The sequence below is a fragment of the Deminuibacter soli genome, from assembly GCF_003412455.1.
Lineage (GTDB): Bacteria > Bacteroidota > Bacteroidia > Chitinophagales > Chitinophagaceae > Deminuibacter > Deminuibacter soli.
On record NZ_QTJU01000004.1, the window covers coordinates 151871 to 173144 of the forward strand.

Consider the following 21274-nt stretch of genomic DNA (forward strand, 5'->3'; position numbering starts at 1 on the left):
AAACTCGAAATAAGCAGCAATGGGGGTGTTTCCATTGGCAGGTAGAAGGTGTCAGGCCAGTGCGGCAGCATCTTTTCTGCCTACAATTAACCAGAAGCCTGCGGCGCACGCCATGCATACCAGGCCCAATAAGGCCCATAGCAAACCATAACTGTATCTTTCCGCTACCAGGGCTCCACCCAGCGGGCCCGTAATATTGGCCAATGACCATGCAAGGGCATATGCCGCTGCATACTGTCCGCGGTTGCCTGCATCGGCACGGTTCATAAACAGCGTGCTCATAAAGGGCACTGCCATCATTTCACCTGCGGTAAGCAATAACACCACACCGGCGGCCATTACTACAGCCGGTAGCCCCGGCAGCAGCATACAGGCATAGCCAATGCCCGTAATTACAATGCCTGCCGTGACATACCTGATAGGTGTGTTGCGACTTTCCCACCGCCGTACCAGCACCATTTCAAACAGGGCGATGATAATGCCGTTTAAACCCAGCAACAGGCCAATCTGCGATTCGCCCAGGTGGCGCTGCACTTTCCAGTATACCGGCACCAGCCTGAACAGCAGTATAAAGCAAATGGTGTAAATAGTTGTGAGCATAAAAAAGCGTACCGCATATCCATCACGCCAGGGCGATTTGCCTGCAGGCGCTGCATGGGTTTCTTTGTTTTTAGCAGGTGCTGCAGCATTGGGTAGTAACATTATTATCAGCAAGGCTACCAGTATATCCACTGTACCTTCTACCCGGAACAACAGGTGATAGTTAATAGCAGCCAGTATGCCGCCCAGCGAACTGCCCAGTCCCCAACCCAGGTTAATAGCCAGGCGGTTTAACGAGAAAGAACGTGTTCTGTTTTCACTGTTTGAATAAGCGGCCACTGCCGTAAGGTTGGCCGGGCGAAAGGCTTCTACAATAAAACCCAGCACAACCGACAGTGCACACAACGTAGTAAAATGCGTGATCTGCGCAAACAATATAAACACCAGCCCGCTAAGCGCCGCTGTTACTATCTGCACTTTCCTGAACCCGATTATATCACTCAGGTAACCGCCTGCTGCTGTACCCAGCACAGCGCCTGCGCCAAATAGGGTGATAACAAGTCCCGCTTCTTCCAGGCTGCGGTGCAGGCTTTGGGTAAGGTACATGCTCATAAACGGAACGGCCATATAACCGCAGCGGTTAACGAGTATCACCACACTCAGCAGCCAGGTTTCTCTGCTGAGGCCGGTAAATGAAGAACGGTATGATTGTGCAATGGAACGGAACATGTGCTAAGGAGTATAAGTCGTTTTTATTTGCTGCATCCAGGTTGCTGCATGCGCATAGGTTGCCCTGAAAGCCGACATGCCCAGGCTGATGCGTTTTACACCTGCCGCTGTAAGCTCAGCAAACGAGGGCATGGCTGCATTGTACAACACATTAACCGGTAATGTTGTGGCAGCAGTGATGGCTTGTATGTGATGGATATTCGTGGTAAAGGGTACAAACAAACCGCTGGCACCCGCACTTTCATACACCTTTGCGCGTTCGAGTGTTATGGCCAGCGCATCGGGATGATCAACAAGAAAGGCATCGGTGCGCGCATTAATATACAGCGGTATGTTTTGCTTTTCCAGCCGGTTGCGGATATCACTGAGTTTATATGCAAACGCCGTGCAATCGTCCAGTGTTTTTTCATTGGTAGAATCTTCCAGGTTAATACCTGCCACGCCCAGCTCGTGCAGTTGCTGCAGGTTATGTACAATACCGGTTACGCTGCTGCCATACCCCCGCTCCATATCAACCGATACAGGAAGTGTTACCGATTGTACGATGTGTTTTACTACAAACAGCAGGTCGTTAAAGCTGATGGCCTCACCATCCCCGTAGCCGAGTGTGTTGGCCACTGCGCCGCTTGATGTGGCGATGGCCTGGTACCCGTTTTGTGCAAAAAGCTTTGCGCTGTGTGCATTCCAGGCATTGCCTATTACAAAGGGATGTGGTTGTTTATGCAGTTGTTCGAACAGGCTGTATTGATTCATGTTGTAATCTGTGTTTCAATAAGAATTGATCAATGCTCCATTTGTATTCAGGTATGCCGGCCAGTAAAAAGCTCGCAGCGCTCACGGTAAATACCGAATAATTAATAGGAGAGGTAATGCCAAACGAAATAGCCATGCTAACGGAAAAGCAGAAGGTAAGTAAGGCGCTGCCCATAGCTGCCTTGCGCGTGTGAAAGCCCGTAAGCAGTAAAACGCCGAATACCAGTTCTGCAACAGACGCAAGCACTGCCAGTACTTCGGCTATTGAATACGGTAAAAAGCCCATTACCTGGTGTGCATAGGCTGAGAAATGATGCCAGTCGCCCCAGCTCACATACGTATCGCCATAATGTCCCCAAACACCTACACGGTCAAGTGCCAGTACAGTAAAGCCGGTGCCCAATGCCAGTCGCAGGTAAAGTTGTGCCAGTGCAGAATATCTTTTCATACGCAGGTTTTGTTTTGATGCATCAAAAGTAAAACGCTGCGGCATGTGACTGTAAAGCCATTATGTGTGTGGCAATAAGACCAATTTTAGCGGCGGGCATTCTATAGCTTTTAGCTGATAGCGGTTAGCTTTTAGCGGGTAGGTCAAATACCGCCTTTTGCAGGCAGGTGGCCAGTTGCTCAAAACCGGTTTTCATCTGGTAGCGGGAGAAGGCAGTGAAACCCAGCAGCATGGCGGGTTGCAGGTGTTGTTCGAGTATGTTTTCTTCAATAAAATAAATACGCAGCTGTGCCTGTTTAATGGCGGCTTTCAGTACAGTGCTGTCAATATTGTTATTGAGCCTGCACAGCAGGTGCATGCCCGATGCAGAAGGGCAGATGGTGCAATACGCACTGATGTATGTGGCTGCAAAGGCACGCATGTGCGCATGGCGTTCTGCATACAGCAGTCGCATTTTACGGATATGCCGCAGAAAATGGCCTTCTTCCATAAAGCGCGTGGTGATCAGCTGTTCCAGTATGGGCGATTGCCTGTCTGTATAAAACTTCACCTGCTTAAACTGAGCGGTAATAGCAGCATCAGGTAATACAAGATATGCCAGTCGCAGGCCGGGGAACAACACTTTGCTGAAGGTGCCTGAGTAAATAACCCTGCCTGCCGTGTCCATACCCTGCAAGCTGGGCAGCGGGTTACCTTCATACCTAAACTCACTGTCGTAATCATCTTCCAGTATCCAGCTGTTGTGCTGCTGTGCCCATTGCAATAGCAGTTCGCGTTTTTGTTGTGATAATGCGCCACCCAGCGGAAACTGCTGCGATGGCGTAACATAGGCGAGCTTCGCTTCAGGATAATGTTGCAGGGCATACGACACATTCATGCCGTCTGCTTCAACAGGTATGGCGCAGAGCTGCACCTTATGCTGCAGCAGCAGTTTGCTCACCCCTGCATAACAGGGATCTTCCATCCATACCCGGTCGCCCGGTTGTAACAGGCACCGGCTTACCAGGTTAAAGCCCTGCTGCGAGCCGCTTACCACCACCACCTGCTCTGGTTCGCATTGCACTGCCCTCGATACGCGCAGGTACCCGGCAATGGCCTTGCGCAGCGGCATATAACCCAGTGTATCCTCATACCCCAGTGTGGATGCTTTTAAATCTTTCAGCACGCGGCTGCCGGTTTGCTGCCATAATTTATAGGGAAACTGGTCCAGCGACGGCGTGCCTATCTGGAAGGGCTGCACACCTGCGCTATTCACCGGCTGGTAGGTTGTGTGCTTTTTACGGATGGGCGTTTTAACCGGTGTGGCATTCAGCATACTGTCGGGCAGCACGTCGGCTACAAAAGTACCCGAGCCTGTTTTGCCGATAATATATCCCTCCATCATCAGCTGTTCAAACCCCTGGCTGATGATAACGCGCGATACGCCGAGTGTTTTGGCAAGCTCCCGGCTGGGTGGCAGTCGCTCACCGGGGCGCAGGCGCCTGCTTGCAATCATATCCCTGAATTGCTGGTACACCTGCATATACAGGGGAACAGCTGTGTTTTTTTGCAGGAATATACCGGCAGGTAAAATGTCGGGGGATTGTTTGGCCATGCAATTAGTGAAGTGTTTGGGGCGTTAAAAATAGGCAATCTGCGGCAATAGGGAATCGACTGCCGATGCTTTTGGGCTGCCGATTCACGATGTATTTTTCTCCTGCAATGTTTTTTTCAATAATTTGAAACAAGAACCAAAACTGAATGCGTTATGGCCAAACCACTGCTTTTATCCCTCTTACTCGGCATGGCGCTGGGCCATGTGCTGGCACAGGATACTCCGAAGGTTATTCACCTGTGGCCGAATGGTGCGCCGGGTTATGAAAGCAGGCGCAATGAGCCTGAAGAGGCGAAGGATTATTATGTAAAGAATATCCACAACCCTTCCATTACGGTGTTTCTGCCGCCGAAGGAGAAGGCTACCGGTGCGGCTGTGGTAATTTGTCCGGGTGGCGGGCACCGCCTGCTGGTGTATAATTCCGAAGGGGTGCAGCCTGCGCAGTTCCTCAACAGCATTGGGGTGGCTGCCATTGTACTCAAATACCGCTTGTTCAGGGAAGAAAAATCGCCCTATACTTTAGAGAAAGAAGTAACACAGGATGCCTACCGTGCCATGCGCCTGGTGCGCAGCAATGCCACTGCCTGGGGTATTGATACGGCGCGCGTGGGCATATGGGGTTTCTCGGCAGGGGGAGAAGTGGTGGCCAAAGTCGCTTATGGTGATGGGAAAGGGGATGCGAATGCCAGGGATCCTGTGGACAGACTGAATGGCCGTCCCGATTTCCAGATACTGGTATACCCCGGTCCGCTCGGTGTGCCCGATGTAGTGCCACCCACAGCGCCGCCTGCCTTTATGATCGCTGCCAATGACGATGAATGTTGTTCTGTTCCCATCGTAAGTTTGCTGGAACGCTACCGCAAAGCCAAAGTACAGGTAGAAGCACACATTATGGCGCAGGGCAACCATGCCTTTAATATGGGGTACCGCTCTACGTTACAATCCATCAAGGCATGGCCGCAATTGTTATCCAACTGGCTGGCTGATACCCATTTGCTTACGCCCAAACCCGCAGCGCCAGTGAAGTAGCGTACACGCTCCTTAACAATTTGATCATACAGAAGCATTTCCTTTGCCGGAGTTATATATCTCCCTACTATGCCGGCATGTATGTTCCGTATACCAAAATGTGTTGTGTTGCTGTGTGTTTGTGTCATCGCCTGCATGCAAGCGAATGCACAACCAGCCCTGAACGAATCTATCAATAAAGCCACGGCCATCAGCACCCGGCAGCCGGATACGGCTTTCCTGCTGCTGCGCAATGTATATACCACTGCACTCGAAAAAAAGCAACCGCGCGAAGCCGGTATTGCCATGCAGCAAATGGGCAATATCTGTTATACCCAGGGACATTATGGCCAGTCGCTCGATTGTCACCTCAAAGCAGCAGATCTTTTTAAAGCAGCAGGCGCCCCTGACCTAGTGGCTGCCAATTTAAACGATATTGGTAACCTGTATTATTATAACAAACAGATGATGCTGGCACGCGCGCATTTCGACCAGGCGCTGGATATATTTCAGCGCTCGCGCAACTACGCCGGTATTGCCGCCACCCTCGGCGCCATTGGTCACCTGTACGAAAAAAAGCAGCAGTACGACAGCGCTTTCTATTTTCAATATGCAGCTTTGCAGCAGTTTGTTGGTAAGGAAAGCAATACAGGGATGGCCGCTATTCTCGAAAACGCCGGCAGTATTCATGAAGACCTGGGGCGATATGATTCTGCCTATTATTATTATAGTAAGGCAAAAACGCTGTATGAGCAGGAAAACAATATCAGCGGCATTATAGATATCCTGAATAACCTGGGTGATATACTGCGCAAAACCGGCCGCTACGAAGCTGCGATGGAGAAAACCAGGGAATCGGTGTATTTGTCAGAACGCACGAACGACCAGTACCAGCTCAGCGCTGCGTATAAAGATCTTGCGCAGGAATGGCACCTGCTGCAGCGTGATGATAGTGCATACTACTACCAGGATCTGAGCCGCAAAGCCATACTCAATATCTATTCAAAAGAAAACAACAAGCAGGTCGCTTTTCTGCAGGTGCTGAACCAGGTGGGCAAGAAAGACAGTGAAATTGAAAGCCTGAAAATAAAACACCGCAACACCATCGTACTTACTATCGCTTCCATTGTGCTGGGTGCGCTGCTCATTTGCATTTGTATGCTGGTGATCAGCCGGCAACGGCTGAAGATAAAAACCGAGCGCCTGTTAAACGAGCAGCAGCAGGAAAAACACGATGCCGAAAGCGCGCTGATGGAAATTGCACTGAAAAACCAGCAGCTGCAGGAAAATGTGCTGCGGCAGGATCTTGACCAGCGGGCCAAGGAACTATCTACCCACACCCTGCACATCATCCGTAAAAATCATTTTCTCGAAGACCTCCGCAACCGGCTGGATACCCTGGTTAAGGATGACAAGCGCGACCAGAAAAAGCAATTGCAGCAGTTAATGCAGCAGATCGATCTCAATTTTAACCAGGATCAGCACTGGGATGAGTTCAGCCATATATTTGAGCAGGTGCACGAGAGTTTTTTTGAGAAAGTGCGTTTGCATTGCGACGAACTCACCTCTAACGACCTTCGCCTGATTGCGCTGCTGAAAATGAACGTAAACTCAAATGATATTGCCACCTTACTCGGCATTTCGCCAGACAGTTTGCGCGTAACCCGCTACCGGCTGCGCAAAAAACTAAACCTGCAACAGGGAGAAAACCTGAGTGCATTTTTGCAAAGCCTGTAACAAACAAGGGTAGTTAATAATTCCTTAATGGCGATTTTGTAACAGGGAAGCTGTTTGAAAACCAGTTAATTGTGTAAGTATTGTTCACGCTGTTGCCTGCTTGTTTACACCGTTTCAGGGCATGTTCACTTTTTGTTGTCCCTGGTTTTTTCGGATGCTTTGGGCGAATCCACATTTTTGTTCCCGCAAACAACAAGCACTTATGCGCAGCATTATTACCGCACTGTTATGTACCATCTTTTTAGCCTTCCAGGCACAGGCCGCTGTTATCCGCGGGCATGTAATTGCCTGGGAAACGGGCGAGGTATTAACGGGCGCCACTATTACCGTAACAGGTACAGGTTTTAAAACAGTATCTGCCCTGGACGGTAGTTTTATATTAAAACAGGTGCCGGCCGGCAGCTATACCGTCTCCATCAGTATGGTGGGGTATGCCACTTTAACGCGGGAGATTACCGTAGATGAAACAGGAAGCGGGCTGGTAGATGTGGCATTGCAGCCTGCCCATACCCGGCTTGAAAATATCACCATCCGTGCAGGCAGGGATAAAAACAACGACGCCGGCGCACGCAATATTGAACGTACTGCCAGCCAGGTAATGAACGTGGTATCTGCCAAAGCCATTGAAGTATCACCCGATATGACGGTAGCCAACGTGGTGCAACGCGTATCAGGCGTATCGGTAGAACGCAACAGCAATGGCGACGGGCAATACGCCATTCTGCGCGGTATGGACAAGCGGTACAACTACACACTGGTGAACGGTGTAAAAATTCCGAGCCCTGATAACAAATACCGTTATGTGCCGCTGGACATCTTCCCTTCAGACATGATTGACCGGCTGGAAGTGTACAAGGCACTCACACCCGCTATGGAAGGCGATGCAGTAGGCGGTGCCATCAACATGGTGATGAAAGAAGCGCCTTCGCACAAAATGATTCATGCCAATATCGCCGGCAGCTACAGCGAGCTGTTTATGAACCGTGACTTTACGGGCTTTAAACCCGGTAGTGTAAACAGCCAATCGCCATATGAACTGCATGGCAGCAACTACAGCGCAAACAGCAGTGACTTTTCTGCAGCCACCACCACCTATACCAACAAACGCCCGCTGCCCGGCCTCATTGGCGGATTGGCACTCGGCAACCGATTTTTAAACAACAAACTCGGTGTGCTGGTGGCAGGCAGTTACCAGAACACCTACCGCGGCAGCAACAGCCTGTTCATGGGTTCTGAAACAGTAGATACACTGAAAGGCGTAAAGCTCACTTCGCAGGAGAACCGCCGCATTTCAGAACAGCAGCTGCGTTACGGCATACATGCACGTGTAGATTATGCGCTGAATGCACGCAACCATTTCAGCTGGTACAATGCATTTATGAACCTCACCAATAACCAGGTGCGGGATGAAGTGTCTACTTCTTTCGCTTCCGGTTACGATCCGCAGAAGGGCAATGCGCAGCTCACTTACTCAACCCGTGCGCGTAAAACCGTACAGCATATATACAACAGCACCCTGCAGGGCGATCATACATTAACCAATAAACTTTCCCTTAACTGGAGCGCCGTGTATTCAAAGGCAAGCAGCGAACAGCCAGACAATACAACGGTTTCACTGGATGGCCTGCAGCAGAACTTTGTGCAAACACGCACAACCGTACAAAATTCCGGCACCTCGCACCGTTGGGAACACAACAACGACCGTGACTGGGCAGGTTATCTTAACCTTACCTGGTTACAGCCTGTTGGTCAACTCCCGGTTGAATGGAAACTGGGCGGCTTGTACAGGGATAAACACCGCGACAACTTTTACAACAGCTACCAGTTTGTACCTTCCTACATACAGCAATACGGGAAAGACTTTACCGAGTACAACCAGATACAATGGAATGTACAAAACCCGCAGGGCAGCGTAGCATCGGGCTTAACCTACAGCGCTTCTGAAAAAACAAGCGCCGGTTACCTGCAGTTTAAAGTAATGGCCAAACAGCTGGAAGTAACAGGCGGTGTGCGTGCAGAACATACAGACCAGGGTTATGCCATGAAATACCCGATTGGCGAAGATGCACCTGTTGGCAGCCAGCAATACACCGACTGGTTACCCAGCCTGCATTTCAAGTACATGCCTTTTGCGAAAACCAATATCCGCGCTTCTTATTTCCGCTCTGTAAACAGGCCGGGTTTTGCTGAAATCAATCCCGCACCGGTAGTGGGAGATGAGTATACCGAACGTGGCGACCCCAAACTGAAGCATGCAGTGGCAGACAACTTCGACCTGCGTTACGAATTGTACCCGCATGCAGCAGAGCAGCTGATGGCCGGTATTTTCTACAAACACATCAAAGATCCTATTGAGTATACCCTGCAGCAGATGGCACACAATATTTATTACATGCCGGGTAATTTCGGTAATGCCAATAATTATGGCGCAGAGCTGGACTGGACGATCTTCTTTAATAAAATCGGCATCAAAGCCAACTATACATACACGCATTCGCGCATTACTTCCAGCAAATCAAAACGCATACGCGACAGCAGTACCAACGGCAGTTTGCAAACCATCACTGTTCCGCAAACAAGACCGCTGTACGGACAGTCTGCCCATGTAGCCAATATCTCCCTGTTGTACAAAGACGTGCAGCACGGCTGGAACGCACAGCTCTCTGCCAACTACACCGGCAAACGCATCAACACCGTAGCGCAGTTTGTTGACAACGATATATGGCAGCGTGGTTTTGTGCAGCTGGATGCATCTGCAGAGAAAACCATTTGCAAACACTGGGTGGTATTCGCGAAAGCCAACAACCTGCTGAATACGCCGCTTACCTTGTTTGTAAACAATGTTACTGCGCAGAATGCAGGTGCACCCAACCAGGATCTCAGCAATAAAACACTCATACGCCGCGATTACTACCAGCGCTTTTATATCGCAGGCGTGCGTTATACATTTTAAATCTTCAACAGAAAAAATCAAACAACAGATATGAAAACGAACATTCTTTCGTGGAAACTCTTCATGGGTACTGTGGCCGTATGCGCCTTCATGGGTACCGGCTGTTCAAAGAACGACAGCGATGGTCCTTCAACACCACCGCCTGCAAAGCCAGACAGTACTTCTGTTTCAGGCGTTGTATCAGGCACCTGGAAAAAAGGCTCGGTAGTTATTGTAAAAGGCCACCTGGAAGTATCTGCCGGTTCTTCTTTAACCATTGAAGAGGGTGTAAAAGTACTGATGAGCGATTCAGTGGTAAAACCCGAGTTCATTGTAAAAGGCAACCTGTATGCCCTTGGTACTGCTACTAACCCTGTAACCATTACCGTACCTGATGCCTGGAAAACAGCCGGCAACCAGTGGGGTGGTTTGTGGGGTGGTATTACAGCAGCACCTACCAGTGCGGAAATTGTGCTGAACTACACAGATATGTCATACGGCGGTGCGGTTACAACCGATGCCTCTCCTTCAGTAAAAGCCGGCCTGTATAAAGCAACAGCCGGTGAGCATATCCCTGCACTGAACTACACAAACGTAGCAGGCAAACTGGTGGTGATGAACTCACAGATACACAACTTTTACGAAGATGCCTTTTACATTGAAGGCGGCAGCGTAATTATTGCTTCCAACAAATTCTACACTACCGGTATCGCCAATGGCGAAGCAGTAAACCTGAAATCAGGCGTACTGGCAGAGGTGGCTTTCAACACCATCTACAGCCCCAATACCAATGGTATGAAACTGTCCAACACAGGCGACCGCACACCGCAGATACACGTGATCGGTTACAACAATACCATCGTAAACGCAGGCTGGCGCAGGCCTACCACCAAAGGCGGTTCAGTATGGCTGGAGAAATCTGTACTGGCTGAACTGTACAACAATCTGCTCATTAACGACCGTTATGGCGTTAAACGTGATGTTGCCAATCCTGAAGATGCGAAATCAAAAGTTGCCGCTACTTACTACTATGGCTATACACAAGCTGCTGTTGACCAGTTTCAGCCCGGTAAAGACATCATTGCCGGTACCGGTGATGTAATTGGTACGACTGCAGGCAGCAACGATCCCAAGCTGGTAAACTACCCCTTGAGCAACCCGATGGACAACGGCACATTTGATGCAAGCTGGGACTTTCACCTGCAAGCCGGTTCACCTGCACTGGGTAAAGGCAAAACAGACTTCACCCGCCTGTTCGCTAACGGTTTAACCGTGAATGGCGTGGTATACAAATCACCTGATGCTGCCACCTACATTGGTGCATGGGGCACAAAATAAAACTGAATTGAGCTGATGCATATTGTAAAGATGACGGCCTGTGCGGTAACGATGGCCATAACATTGCAGTGCTGCGCGCAGAAGAGCACAATACCCGTTGCTGCAGATGCAGTTAAACCAACAGTAGTAACGCAGCCCGTAGCACACGATGCAGACGACCCTGCTGTATGGATCAATGCCGCTAACCCTGCTGCCAGTTTGGTAATAGGCACCGATAAAGACCAGGACGGTGCGCTGTATGTGTTTGATTTAAACGGCCGCATACTGCCCGACAAAACAGTAAAAGGTTTGCAACGCCCAAACAATGTGGACGTAGCATATAGCCTTTTACTGCAAAACAAACCGGTTGATATTGCCGTAACAACAGAACGCTATACACACAAGCTGCGTATTTATTCACTGCCCGATATGCAGCCGGTTGACAATGGTGGTATTGAGATGTTTGTTGGCGACAACGAACCCGAATACCGCGACCTGATGGGCATTGCCCTGTACAAAGACAAGGCAGGCCAGGTGTTTGCTTTTGTGGGTCGCAAAAAGGGCCCGGCAAATGGCTACCTTGGGCAGTACCTGTTGCAGGATGATGGCACCGGTAAGGTAAAGGCCACGCTGGTGCGTAAGTTCGGCAGCTTCAGCGGTAAAAAGGAAATAGAATCCATTGCCGTTGATCAGCGACTGGGTTATGTGTATTATTCAGATGAAGGTGTTGGTGTAAAACAATACTATGCAGATGCAGCCAAAGGCAATACACAGCTCGCGTTGTTTGGTACTACGGGCTTTGCAGAAGACCATGAGGGCATCTCTATCTATTCACTGAGTGATAGTACGGGGTATATCCTGGTATCTGACCAGGGGGCTAACCGTTTCAGGGTGTTCAGGCGCGAAGGCAATGCTGCCGCACCTTTTGAACATCCGCTGCTGAAGGTAGTAGATGTAAGCGCCACCCAAAGCGACGGTTCTGAAACCATTGCCCAACCCATGGGGCCTAAATATCCGAAGGGCTTGTTTGTTGCCATGAGCAATGACCGCACTTTTCATATTTACCGCTGGGAAGACATAGCCGGTAAAGAACTCTCTGTAATACCTTAGTTGGTTTTGCGTACCCTCTATTGCCAGCCTCCCGCACTGCGGGAGGCTTTTTTTATGCCGGTTTGCGTTGTATGTTGAGTACGATTTTATCCGGCCGCAAAGTAATCAGCGGCTTCATTACGGGTTGCTGCCCCGTTGGTGCAATGGTAAACAGGGTAAAGAACCGGTGCAGGAAGAAGCACATTTCCGCCATAGCAAAGTTGTTACCGATACACATTCTTGGTCCTGCACCAAATGGGTATGGTTTTCACGCAGCACGTGTTGTATCAGCTGCTGGTCTTGTGTGAAATAAACCAGTTGTTTGCCGGGGAACATGGCAGAATAGGTATCGCCCAGTTTTTCCATATTGCGCGTAACAGACACAATGGAGTTGCGGTAAAAATACCGGATGGAACGAAACAGGAGCCGCGGCGTACTGAAGCCCGCAGGTAAGCGGTATGGCAGGTTATGGGGTTTCATATGTGTGCAAAGTTACCGCTATTTCAGGCAACAGGCAGGTGCATGTTTCAAACTGTCAGCGTGGCTATTGTTTCATTTTAGCCGCTGCTTCCATACACCAGGTGAGTTCGTTTAAAAAGCGCTTTGCTTTTTTCTCTGTAGCCTCTTTATCAACCGGGTCTCCGTTTTCATTGTATGCTTCGTCAACCCTGGGTACCGGGTACATGGCAGGCACTACCCAGGCACCTATTTTCCATAAGGTGAATAAAAGTGAAGTCATCACCTGTGTGCCGCCAAAAGGGCCGGCCGATACGGTGACCAGGGCAATGGGTTTGCGGCGCCATTCATCGTACAACAGGTCGGTTACATTTTTAAGACTTGCCGGGTAGCCGCCGTTGTATTCGGGTGTAACAATGATCACACCATTTGCCTGCTTAATTTTTTGTGCGAAGGATAAGATATTGCCGGAAGGGTTGTCCATAAACTTCAGGCGCTCTTCAAACAGGGGGAAATCATAGTCTTTTAAATCGACCAGTTCAACAGAAGCCTGTTGGTAATGTGCGGGTATAAACTGGTTGAAAAAACGCGCTACCCGGTGACTGCTGCGCCCCTGGCGAACACTGGCTGATAAAATAACAATATGCATAGGCAGTATTTAAGTGATGGCTGAATAAACGCATAACAGCGGGGCGCACATAATGTTGCAGGTGTATGTACTTGTTTTTGAGGGCTTATGGCTATAAACTATTAACCAGTGCTGTGTGCAATTGTTTGCGAACTGTGGGGCTGTATCAGCGCTGCATAAACGGGTTCATGGTAGTCCAGTATTTGCCTTTGTAAATGTCGTATTCAAATTCGAGTTCATCGCTTTTGCCGGCGGCAATAAAGACGGCCACAACGGATAATACGTGCCTGAATTCTTTACACGCAAAATAAATGGTGCGGTTGCAGTTGCAGGTTTTTCTGCCGAGGTTGAAATAGCCGTTTGCTTTCGGGTAGTTGTTTGCAGAAGGTATCCTCCAGCTGGTTCATGCGCTCGTTGGTGCTTTTGCCGGGCAGGCCATTGTTGTTGTGGTGGTAGCGCATATTGATCACCAGCAGCCAATTACGGGCTTGCCATTTTTGTCTGATCCGTCCAGCAGGAATATTTTATTGTTCGTAGAATCGTACGTTGTTGCCTTGTACTTCTCCACAAATTCCTTTTCGCGCCATAACAGTATTCATTGAGTTTGCTGATGGGGCCGCTGCTGGATGGGGCTTTAAAGGTGTAGAAGACGGAGCAGGTGATATAAGGGAATCGAGAATTGACAGTCGACAGTCGAGATGATCGTAGCGAAAGGAAAGTTGTTGCCGGTGGAGACACCTGCGTTAGAGGGAGGGCGCAAAGGATGCCTGACTGAACAACAATGAATCGTTAGTCGATACCAGGTTTTGTACCTTAGCAAAGCTATGATGAGAACAATTGAACTATTAACCAATGAATCAATTAAATAGAATACACCGCCTGCTGCTTGTTTGCTGTGCTGTTGCTGCGTTAATGCCAGTTATTGTACATGCGCAATCCGGTCGTGCAGATGCTATTCGTACCTTGGCTGCGCTGTTTATGCGGGATAGTACGCATGTGGGTTTGTCGATCGGGGTGTTTGACAGCGGCCATACCGAAACTTATTTTTATGGAACAATCAATAAGAAAACAAAGGCTAAGGCCGATGAACATACACTTTATGAAATAGGGTCCATCACCAAAAGCTTTACCGGTATATTGCTGGGGCAGGCTGTGGTTGATGGAAAGTTAAACCTGAACGACCCGGTGAGTAAATACCTTGGCGAAGGGTATGAGAACCTGGCATACAACAACAAGCCGGTTACCATTATTCATTTGGCCAATCATACAGCGGGTTTCCCAAAAAATGTCCCCGACTATCCCGGTACCTATACTGCAGATGAAATATTTAAAGTGTACAGGGATTATTCTGAAGCGCAATTTTTGACTGACTTAAAAGAAGTGAAACTTACTGCAGAGCCGGGCGCTGTATTTCGCTACTCCAATGCAGGCACGCAGTTGCTGGCAATTATACTGGAAAAATTGTATCATGCTGATTATGCTGCACTGATCAGGAAATATGTTACCGGTCCTGCGGGTATGTCGCACACAGCAACGGTAGTTAATGTAAATGACATTGCACAGGGGTATGATGCTGCGGGTAATGCCATGCCTTTGCTGGAACAATGGAAAACCATTCCTGCGGCGGGTTATCTTAAATCAAACATACATGATATGCTGCGGTACATTGCATTTAACATCAATGACCGCAACAGGATGGCGGTAAACCTTGCACATACTGCTACATTCCGTCATACAGATGAAGATGGTGCAGACATTGGGTTTTACTGGTTTATAAAAAACACCACCGATGGCGAACGTGCCATTATGCATGCAGGCGGAAGCTTTGGTACCACCAGCTTTTGTTTAATAGAACCCGGATTGCAGCGAGGCATTATCTGCATTGCCAATGATGCTGCACCTGGTACGGAGAGAGCGCTGCGCAAGCTGGCTGGGGAAATTATTTTGATGGAATGATGGGGGTGATGGTTTTTTATTGTTGGATTGCTTCTATTGATTTTCACACTGTTAGAATGAAATGATTCAATTGTTGGTAAGCGGGGATAGACTGCAAGTGGTTTTATATCCTGTTTGACGGTGTTTTCACTGTTGGTGGTACAAATTCTTTTTCCTTTTTTTGCCGTAATTACGTCAATCGCTAATCCCTGATTTATGTTACCCAACTACACTGCTGTCATTTTTTTAGTGCATTCGTTCCTCTTGCTCACTATATGGCTTATTTGAGTTAGCCTGATTGGCGGTACCGCACACTTGGTACTCCATTGCTTTTTAACTGATAGCATCATTGTCATTTTTTTATCTGCCTGCAGTAATGCGGGTGTGTACAGGCGTTTGGCGTGCGTGCGTGGGTAATATTATGCAACGGCAGCAAATGAATGCTGCGTTGCAAAAGCGCATAGAACAGCTGGAGAAAAAAATAATTACCACAATTACTTATTAAGAAAAACTCATTAAACAATTATGAAAAGGATTTTATTACTGCTATTTGTTACGTGCTACAATGTTGTTTCTGCGCAAAACTGGTCACTCAACGGTTCGGATATTTATTATACAGGCGGAAGAGTGGGAGTTAATACATCAACGCCGACTGTGGTATTGGATGTGAATGGTGATATGCGTGTTGGTAATAGTACGAACTTTCTGTACTATAATGGTTCTGCTGACATCAATTTTAGATACTTGGGAAGGGGATCAGGAGGGCGTGCCATAGTGCATGATGAAGGCAATACGCTGGTATTGAATTTTGCGGGTGATTTTTCCGGCGGCACCAAGCTGGGCGCCAGCACCTATTTTGCCGCAGCGACAGGCGTTTCTTACCTCAATGCCGGAAATGTTGGCCTGGGTACTACAAACCCTATGCGAAAACTGCATTTGTTTGGTATTACCAGTTCTGAAATGATACTGGAAGAAAATAATGCGTTACCCGACTACAGAAAATGGAACCTGGTTGCTGATGGTGGCACTGCAGCAACTCCATCACGCTTTTACATTCGCCAGTTGAATGATGCAGGCACAGATGGTATTGTACCTTTTTTAATTAGCGGCGGCGGCAATGTTGGAATAGGAACAATGTTGCCTTCGGAAAAATTATGTGTTAACGGTACTGTACTTGCCAAGAAAGTGCGTGTAGCTACGGGTTGGGCTGATTATGTTTTTGATTCAGGTTACCAGCTAAAGTCCTTACCTGAATTAGGTGCGTTTATACAAGCCAACAAACATTTGCCAGGTATTCCGGCCTCCAGTGAGGTGGAGCAACATGGAGTTGACCTGGGCGATATGGTTCGTTTGCAGCAGGAAAAAATCGAAGAACTAACATTGTATTTACTTGAAGAACATAAAAAAATGGCGGCACAACAGGATGAGCTGGCAGAGTTGAAAAAGCGGCTTAGTAAGTTAGAGGTGGCTGATAAAAAGAAAAAATAATTATCAGAAATCAATATACATGCTTGTGCTCTTTCTGACGGCGAATATATGTGTACTAAAAATAGAACTAATATGCGGAAACAATTCAACCTTTTATGCTTTTTGGTTATTCCTTTTGTTTGTGGCATACAGCCCTGCTTTGCCCAGCTTGATCAGCTGAAAAATTTTAAAGTTGGCGGTGATATCAATAAGTTTTATCCTGTTGCTTTTACTGACGCAGGCTGGACGAACTATGATATCACTGAGCTGCGCTTAAACCGCGCCTGGGTACATATGGATAGTCAGTGGCGCGGCTCTATAGTAGCGGACTTTAAATTTCATGTGACAGATTGGGGTAGTGGCTGTTCTTTTATTGATGCGGATATCAAAGAGAATAGAGTAGGGTCAGCTACTACAGTTGATCGTTTTGTAGGTGGCTGGCAGGATGTGTCGGGTGCTAACAATGATTTTAAAATTGTGATATGGCTAAGGGGCGGCAATACGACGTATCTGTACCGTTCAAATTATGATGTTGCGCCTGTGGTGTATGATGGCGCCGATGGTTACCAGGTGAGCGGTGGCCCTTTGTTAACTGCGAAAACTGTCGCCGACAGTTATATAAACAATTATGGTACTACGTTAACTGGCTCGCTCTCTGCTACGGGCGCTAATACCAATGTATTCTCTTCTTCTGTAGCTATTGGTACTGATAATGCGCAAGGCTACAAGTTGGCAGTAGATGGCGCTGCTGTGTTTACCAAGGCTGTAATAAAATCCCGTCAAAATTGGCCTGATTATGTGTTTGATTCGGCTTATCACCTGCCTAAGCTGGATGAAGTGGAAGCTTACGTACATGCCAATAAACACTTACCGGAAGTGCCTGATGCAGTCAGCATAAAGCGCGATGGGCTCGATGTGGCAGCGCATTCGGCTACTTTGTTGCAGAAAACGGAAGAACTCACCCTGTATCTTATTCAGCAGAATAAACAAATACAGCAACAGACTGTGCAACTTCAGCAGCAGGCTAAACAGATTGATTTGTTGTTGCATGAGGTGGAGGAGTTGAAGAAGGGGAAGTAGGTGAAGGCAGGTTAATAGATCAATCGAAATAGCATTAATGCGTAAAGAAAACTGACAAAGGTTTTTGGTTATGAAATATGATAAGTTATTAAAAATTATTGTTGCTTTACTATTTTGGGCATTGTTTTCACATGACGCACAAGTAATAGCCCAGGTGCAACCATCGCAAATAAACCTGGATTACCCCAGTATTTTACAGCCGTCACCAACTGTTTCACAACTGAATAAGGGGGGAGATGCGAGTGTAAATCTGGCTACAGGCACGCCTAATGTATCTGTACCGTTATATACTATCCAGTCTCGGTTTTTGAGCCATCCTATATCTATGAACTATGCTTCCAATGGCATTAAGGTAGATGAATTGGCTTCAAATGTAGGGCTTGGCTGGAGTCTTTCGTGTGGCGGAGTGATTTCGCGCACTGTTTTAGGTGTGCCTGATGAAAAGAGAGCCGCCTACAACCCTGTTTATTCGAACTATAATACTGATTTCCGTTCTGCCTGGACTGGCGATTTGTACTCATTCATGTCTGCGAGCTCGAGTAGTGCAGATATTGACTGGCAAACGGATGTGTTTACTTATAGCATTGGTGGGGTAAGTGGTAAGTTCATCATCGATGCAAATAATCAGCCCAAACTGCTCAGTGCTAAAAACGTACAGGTAAAAAAGCTGACCAGCCAGTTTACAGATGGTTTTCAGTTAACAGATGGTGATGGCGTTGTATATACGTTTAACGAAACAGGGACCACCTGTATTACGGAAACAGGTTACCAGGGGCCAAAACCTCTTAGTGCACCTGTAATTACGGCCTGGTATCTGACCTCGATTGTTAAACCAGGCCAGGATGCCATACAATTTAAGTACACCAGCAACTCGTATCAGTATCAATAAACTGGAAAAGCGTGTTGCAGAGGGAAGCAAAACTACCACAACCGATTACCTGGGCGGTTTTATATATGAAAATAACCAGCTGCAGTTCTTCAGTCAGGAAGAAGGCCGTATACGCGTATTGCGTGATGGCAGCGGAGTGCAAACTGGTTATGCCTATGATTATTTCCTGAAAGATCACCTGGGTAATACGCGCACCGTACTCACAGATGAGTTCACTAGTCAACGTTACCTGGCGACAGTGGAGCCGCAATATCGTACCACAGAGCAGCAACTATTCAATGACCAGCTGGCACAAACGGCAAGAAACAAAAGTGAGATACCTTGGTTTTGACAACGATGCCAGTAATACCACTGTAACCTGGCTAAAAAATGATGGGGCAGATGGCACCCCTAAAATTGGCCCGGGTATTTTGCTGAAAGTAATGGCGGGCGACCAGGTCTTGGAAGATGGAAAAGTGGTGAAGAAAAGGGGTACGCTGATGCCGCTGAGATAATTGCAAATTTAGCAAGGGATAAGAATAATAATATTGTTGAAACAATAAAAGTTATTACTCATAGTATGGGAGGGGCTTACGGAAATGGTTTTATTGCGGGATTGCAAAGATATATCTCTACGTTGCCGGTTGAAATACAAAAACAAATTAAAATCACTTTGGCAGCAGACTTTGCCCCTTATCAAGCTGGATATTTTCACGCAAATTCCGACGTTAAAACACAGCAATTCAAACATAACAATGGTTGGAATGTTTTGGGTATGGGGTGGCTTGCTAATGAAAATGAGGAAGGTGCTGATCAAGTTCCTACAAATAAAAATGATCGTTCAGATCACTCTATATTTTCGTTTTTTAATGACATTAGTAGCTTGGCGGAAGGTGTCTACACGTGGGATAATGTAAATCAAAAATGGGTTAAACAATAATTCTTCAATCGCCTGCATGAATAAAAAAATTATTTTATTTAATGTTATTTACTATGTTATCGTTATTGGCTTAATAAAGCTAGGTCGAGATAGCCCCAGCAGTTCTTTGGGCTATGGTTATTTTATAATTATATTCTGGATCTTAGCCTCGATTCTACTAGTTTTTTTATTGATTAAGAAAATTATATACCCTAAAACAATATTGGAAAAGATTGGGGTTTTCACTGCAACGCCATTGATAAGCCTATTGGGTTTTATGATTATTATGTCATTTAAAGAGAATACAAGTTCTGAATGGATCTTTAATAAAAATGGAAAACGGTATAAAGTGCTCACATTTGATAAGGATAAGAGTACAGGCGGCAGGCGCATTGAATATTATAGCAGTATTGATACAATAAGTACTAAAGAAGATATTTGGATAAAAGATAGTATATGGGTTTATTTATCTAAAACAGGAGACACATTAAAAAAGGTAAAATAAAAAGATAATATTGAAGTAAAATAGTTAACAAAAGAGAGGGTGTATCTCACTTCAAATCCATTTGATACAGCCTCTTTTTATGAGTAGCCTAAAATCTATACACGAAAGGTACAAGCGTCTGAAAGAACTGCTGATTACTTGAGGGCATGAGCTGATGGTGCATAACGCTGCCACCCTCCCAGCACAATCCAATCAGACATTTTGAGCCGTTTTTCACTGTGTTTCCATCAGCTATATTGCTTTTGCCTGCAAATGTTCTGCATACTGCCTGAAATTGTTCAGCACCGCGGCGCAGAACTGCTGCTGTTCTTCTGCTGGCATGTTGGGTTCCGGTTCAAAGGTTTCTGTTACTGTGGTAATATTGCCTGCTACTGAAAAACGGATAGTGGATTGCCTGCCATCAGATAAGGTGTAGCGCATTTGTTCCGGTGGCACTACTTCGTCGTAAATGCCCTCAAAATTGAAGTGAATGCGGTCGTCTGTTGTCTCCATCGCAAACAGGAAGTGGCCACCCGTAACGGCGTTATTTTCGGCGTGAGCGGTGCGCCATTCAGGTGATGGATGGTTCCAGTGAACAATGTGCTGCGGGGCTGTCCAGCAGTTCCATACGTGCTGCACAGGTGCGTTTACGGTAACTCCAACGGTAATGGATGTTGGTTTCATACGTTAAAAATACTTTGCGCTGTGCGTAACAGGCGGGGGCGAACCTGACTTTGCAGGGTGGTGTTCGCGACAATGTAAGGCGGCGACATACTTACTGGCGGACTGAATATTTCTTAGGTTTCAGTCCCATATGCTTTTCAAACAGCCGGGTAAAATGGCTCAGGTTGGTAAAGCACATGCGGTAGCCTGCTTCAGATACCGACAGTTGCTGTTACCTTATGAGGTAGGCGGCTTCTTTTATCCGCAGCAACTGGTAGTAGTTATAAATGCTGTTGCCGAAAATTTGCCTGAACAAACGCTGCATTTTGCTTTCACTCATGCCCGATGCTGTGGTTAGCGCACGCAGGTTGGGTGGGGTGCTCAGGTCACTCACAATGGTATCGCGAATGGTGTAGATTGCTTTGCAGCGGATCAGTTGCGCTTGTTTCGGCAATGGCTGCAGTCACAGCCCTTATCTCCGGCGAAAGTAATGCTTCATAAAAGCAAGCTTGTTTCCGGTAACAATGGTTTGCAGCAGCGCATTTTCCTTTTTTTGGCCGCGATACCGGGAGGGTATACAAAAGATCAGCGCATCATTTACTGAAGCAGGTGGGTATGCAAAAGCAG

The 21274-nt window shown here is 47.3% G+C and carries 21 protein-coding genes; 13 read left to right on the forward strand and 8 right to left on the reverse strand.

The genetic code is table 11. The features are described from left to right. Positions 1 to 51 precede the first annotated feature (51 nt). The 4 genes from DXN05_RS13070 to pdxR all read right to left on the reverse strand — a co-directional run bounded on the left by DXN05_RS13070 (position 52) and on the right by pdxR (position 4064). Positions 52 to 1269: an MFS transporter gene (locus DXN05_RS13070; RefSeq protein WP_116847717.1), complete on the reverse strand. Its 1218-nt coding sequence runs from the start codon at positions 1267 to 1269 to the stop codon at positions 52 to 54. 3 nt (positions 1270 to 1272) lie between these two features. Continuing rightward, positions 1273 to 2022, reverse strand: a complete 750-nt coding sequence (locus DXN05_RS13075) for an isocitrate lyase/PEP mutase family protein (RefSeq protein WP_116847718.1) — start codon at positions 2020 to 2022, stop codon at positions 1273 to 1275. After that, positions 1988 to 2470: a DoxX family protein gene (locus DXN05_RS13080; protein ID WP_158559237.1), complete on the reverse strand. Its 483-nt coding sequence runs from the start codon at positions 2468 to 2470 to the stop codon at positions 1988 to 1990. Before DXN05_RS13080 ends, DXN05_RS13075 begins: the two co-directional genes overlap by 35 nt. A 124-nt stretch (positions 2471 to 2594) precedes the next feature. After that, positions 2595 to 4064, reverse strand: coding sequence for a MocR-like pyridoxine biosynthesis transcription factor PdxR (gene pdxR, locus DXN05_RS13085; protein ID WP_116847720.1), 1470 nt, complete (start codon positions 4062 to 4064; stop codon positions 2595 to 2597). A 153-nt stretch (positions 4065 to 4217) separates the two neighbouring features. Between pdxR and DXN05_RS13090 the strand changes: the two genes are divergently transcribed. The 5 genes from DXN05_RS13090 to DXN05_RS13110 all read left to right on the forward strand — a co-directional run bounded on the left by DXN05_RS13090 (position 4218) and on the right by DXN05_RS13110 (position 12168). Then, entirely contained in the window at positions 4218 to 5093 is an 876-nt protein-coding gene (locus DXN05_RS13090; protein ID WP_116847721.1) for an alpha/beta hydrolase, read from the forward strand. A 135-nt stretch (positions 5094 to 5228) separates the two neighbouring features. Then, positions 5229 to 6809 carry a tetratricopeptide repeat protein gene (locus tag DXN05_RS13095; RefSeq protein ID WP_158559238.1) on the forward strand — a complete coding sequence of 527 codons (1581 nt, stop codon included), beginning with the start codon at positions 5229 to 5231 and terminating at the stop codon, positions 6807 to 6809. A gap of 202 nt (positions 6810 to 7011) precedes the next feature. After that, positions 7012 to 9762 carry a TonB-dependent receptor gene (locus DXN05_RS13100; protein ID WP_116847723.1) on the forward strand — a complete coding sequence of 917 codons (2751 nt, stop codon included), beginning with the start codon at positions 7012 to 7014 and terminating at the stop codon, positions 9760 to 9762. A gap of 30 nt (positions 9763 to 9792) precedes the next feature. Next, a complete protein-coding gene (locus tag DXN05_RS13105) occupies positions 9793 to 11079 on the forward strand; it encodes a hypothetical protein (protein ID WP_211330042.1) in 1287 nt (428 codons plus the stop codon). 15 nt (positions 11080 to 11094) lie between these two features. Next, entirely contained in the window at positions 11095 to 12168 is a 1074-nt protein-coding gene (locus tag DXN05_RS13110; RefSeq protein WP_245975203.1) for a phytase, read from the forward strand. A gap of 52 nt (positions 12169 to 12220) precedes the next feature. On the opposite strand, the gene DXN05_RS25250 is transcribed toward DXN05_RS13110, so the two are convergent. Both DXN05_RS25250 and DXN05_RS13125 read right to left on the reverse strand, forming a co-directional pair. Then, on the reverse strand, positions 12221 to 12385 hold the full coding sequence (locus tag DXN05_RS25250; protein WP_116847726.1) for a hypothetical protein: 165 nt from the start codon (positions 12383 to 12385) through the stop codon (positions 12221 to 12223). 306 nt (positions 12386 to 12691) lie between these two features. Then, positions 12692 to 13252 (reverse strand): NADPH-dependent FMN reductase, encoded by a 561-nt coding sequence (locus DXN05_RS13125; protein ID WP_116847728.1) that lies wholly within the window; start codon positions 13250 to 13252, stop codon positions 12692 to 12694. Positions 13253 to 14083: 831 nt separating this feature from the next. On the opposite strand from DXN05_RS13125, the gene DXN05_RS13130 reads away from it, so the two are divergent. The 8 genes from DXN05_RS13130 (at position 14084) to DXN05_RS13165 (ending at position 20005) form a co-directional block, all read left to right on the forward strand. Next, positions 14084 to 15187, forward strand: coding sequence for a serine hydrolase domain-containing protein (locus DXN05_RS13130; RefSeq protein ID WP_116847729.1), 1104 nt, complete (start codon positions 14084 to 14086; stop codon positions 15185 to 15187). 504 nt (positions 15188 to 15691) lie between these two features. Further along, positions 15692 to 16654, forward strand: a complete 963-nt coding sequence (locus tag DXN05_RS13135) for a hypothetical protein (RefSeq protein ID WP_116847730.1) — start codon at positions 15692 to 15694, stop codon at positions 16652 to 16654. Positions 16655 to 16702: 48 nt separating this feature from the next. Next, positions 16703 to 17713 carry a hypothetical protein gene (locus DXN05_RS13140; protein ID WP_147313912.1) on the forward strand — a complete coding sequence of 337 codons (1011 nt, stop codon included), beginning with the start codon at positions 16703 to 16705 and terminating at the stop codon, positions 17711 to 17713. Between the two features lie 70 nt (positions 17714 to 17783). Further along, positions 17784 to 18602: a SpvB/TcaC N-terminal domain-containing protein gene (locus tag DXN05_RS13145; RefSeq protein WP_116847732.1), complete on the forward strand. Its 819-nt coding sequence runs from the start codon at positions 17784 to 17786 to the stop codon at positions 18600 to 18602. Then, positions 18556 to 18933 (forward strand): hypothetical protein, encoded by a 378-nt coding sequence (locus DXN05_RS13150; protein WP_116847733.1) that lies wholly within the window; start codon positions 18556 to 18558, stop codon positions 18931 to 18933. Before DXN05_RS13145 ends, DXN05_RS13150 begins: the two co-directional genes overlap by 47 nt. Continuing rightward, on the forward strand, positions 18914 to 19096 hold the full coding sequence (locus DXN05_RS13155) for a hypothetical protein (protein WP_116847734.1): 183 nt from the start codon (positions 18914 to 18916) through the stop codon (positions 19094 to 19096). Before DXN05_RS13150 ends, DXN05_RS13155 begins: the two co-directional genes overlap by 20 nt. Positions 19097 to 19161: 65 nt before the next feature. Next, the gene (locus DXN05_RS13160; protein WP_116847735.1) at positions 19162 to 19521 is read left to right on the forward strand and encodes a hypothetical protein; all 360 of its coding nucleotides are present in this window, start codon (positions 19162 to 19164) and stop codon (positions 19519 to 19521) included. Positions 19522 to 19537: 16 nt separating this feature from the next. Next, positions 19538 to 20005 (forward strand): hypothetical protein, encoded by a 468-nt coding sequence (locus DXN05_RS13165; protein ID WP_116847736.1) that lies wholly within the window; start codon positions 19538 to 19540, stop codon positions 20003 to 20005. A gap of 231 nt (positions 20006 to 20236) precedes the next feature. Here DXN05_RS13165 and DXN05_RS13170 read toward each other — a convergent pair whose 3' ends face one another. Both DXN05_RS13170 and DXN05_RS13175 read right to left on the reverse strand, forming a co-directional pair. Further along, entirely contained in the window at positions 20237 to 20668 is a 432-nt protein-coding gene (locus tag DXN05_RS13170; protein ID WP_116847737.1) for an SRPBCC domain-containing protein, read from the reverse strand. Positions 20669 to 20879: 211 nt separating this feature from the next. Further along, complete coding sequence (locus DXN05_RS13175) at positions 20880 to 21101, reverse strand: helix-turn-helix transcriptional regulator (protein ID WP_116847738.1); 222 nt, start codon at positions 21099 to 21101, stop codon at positions 20880 to 20882. Positions 21102 to 21274 lie beyond the last annotated feature (173 nt).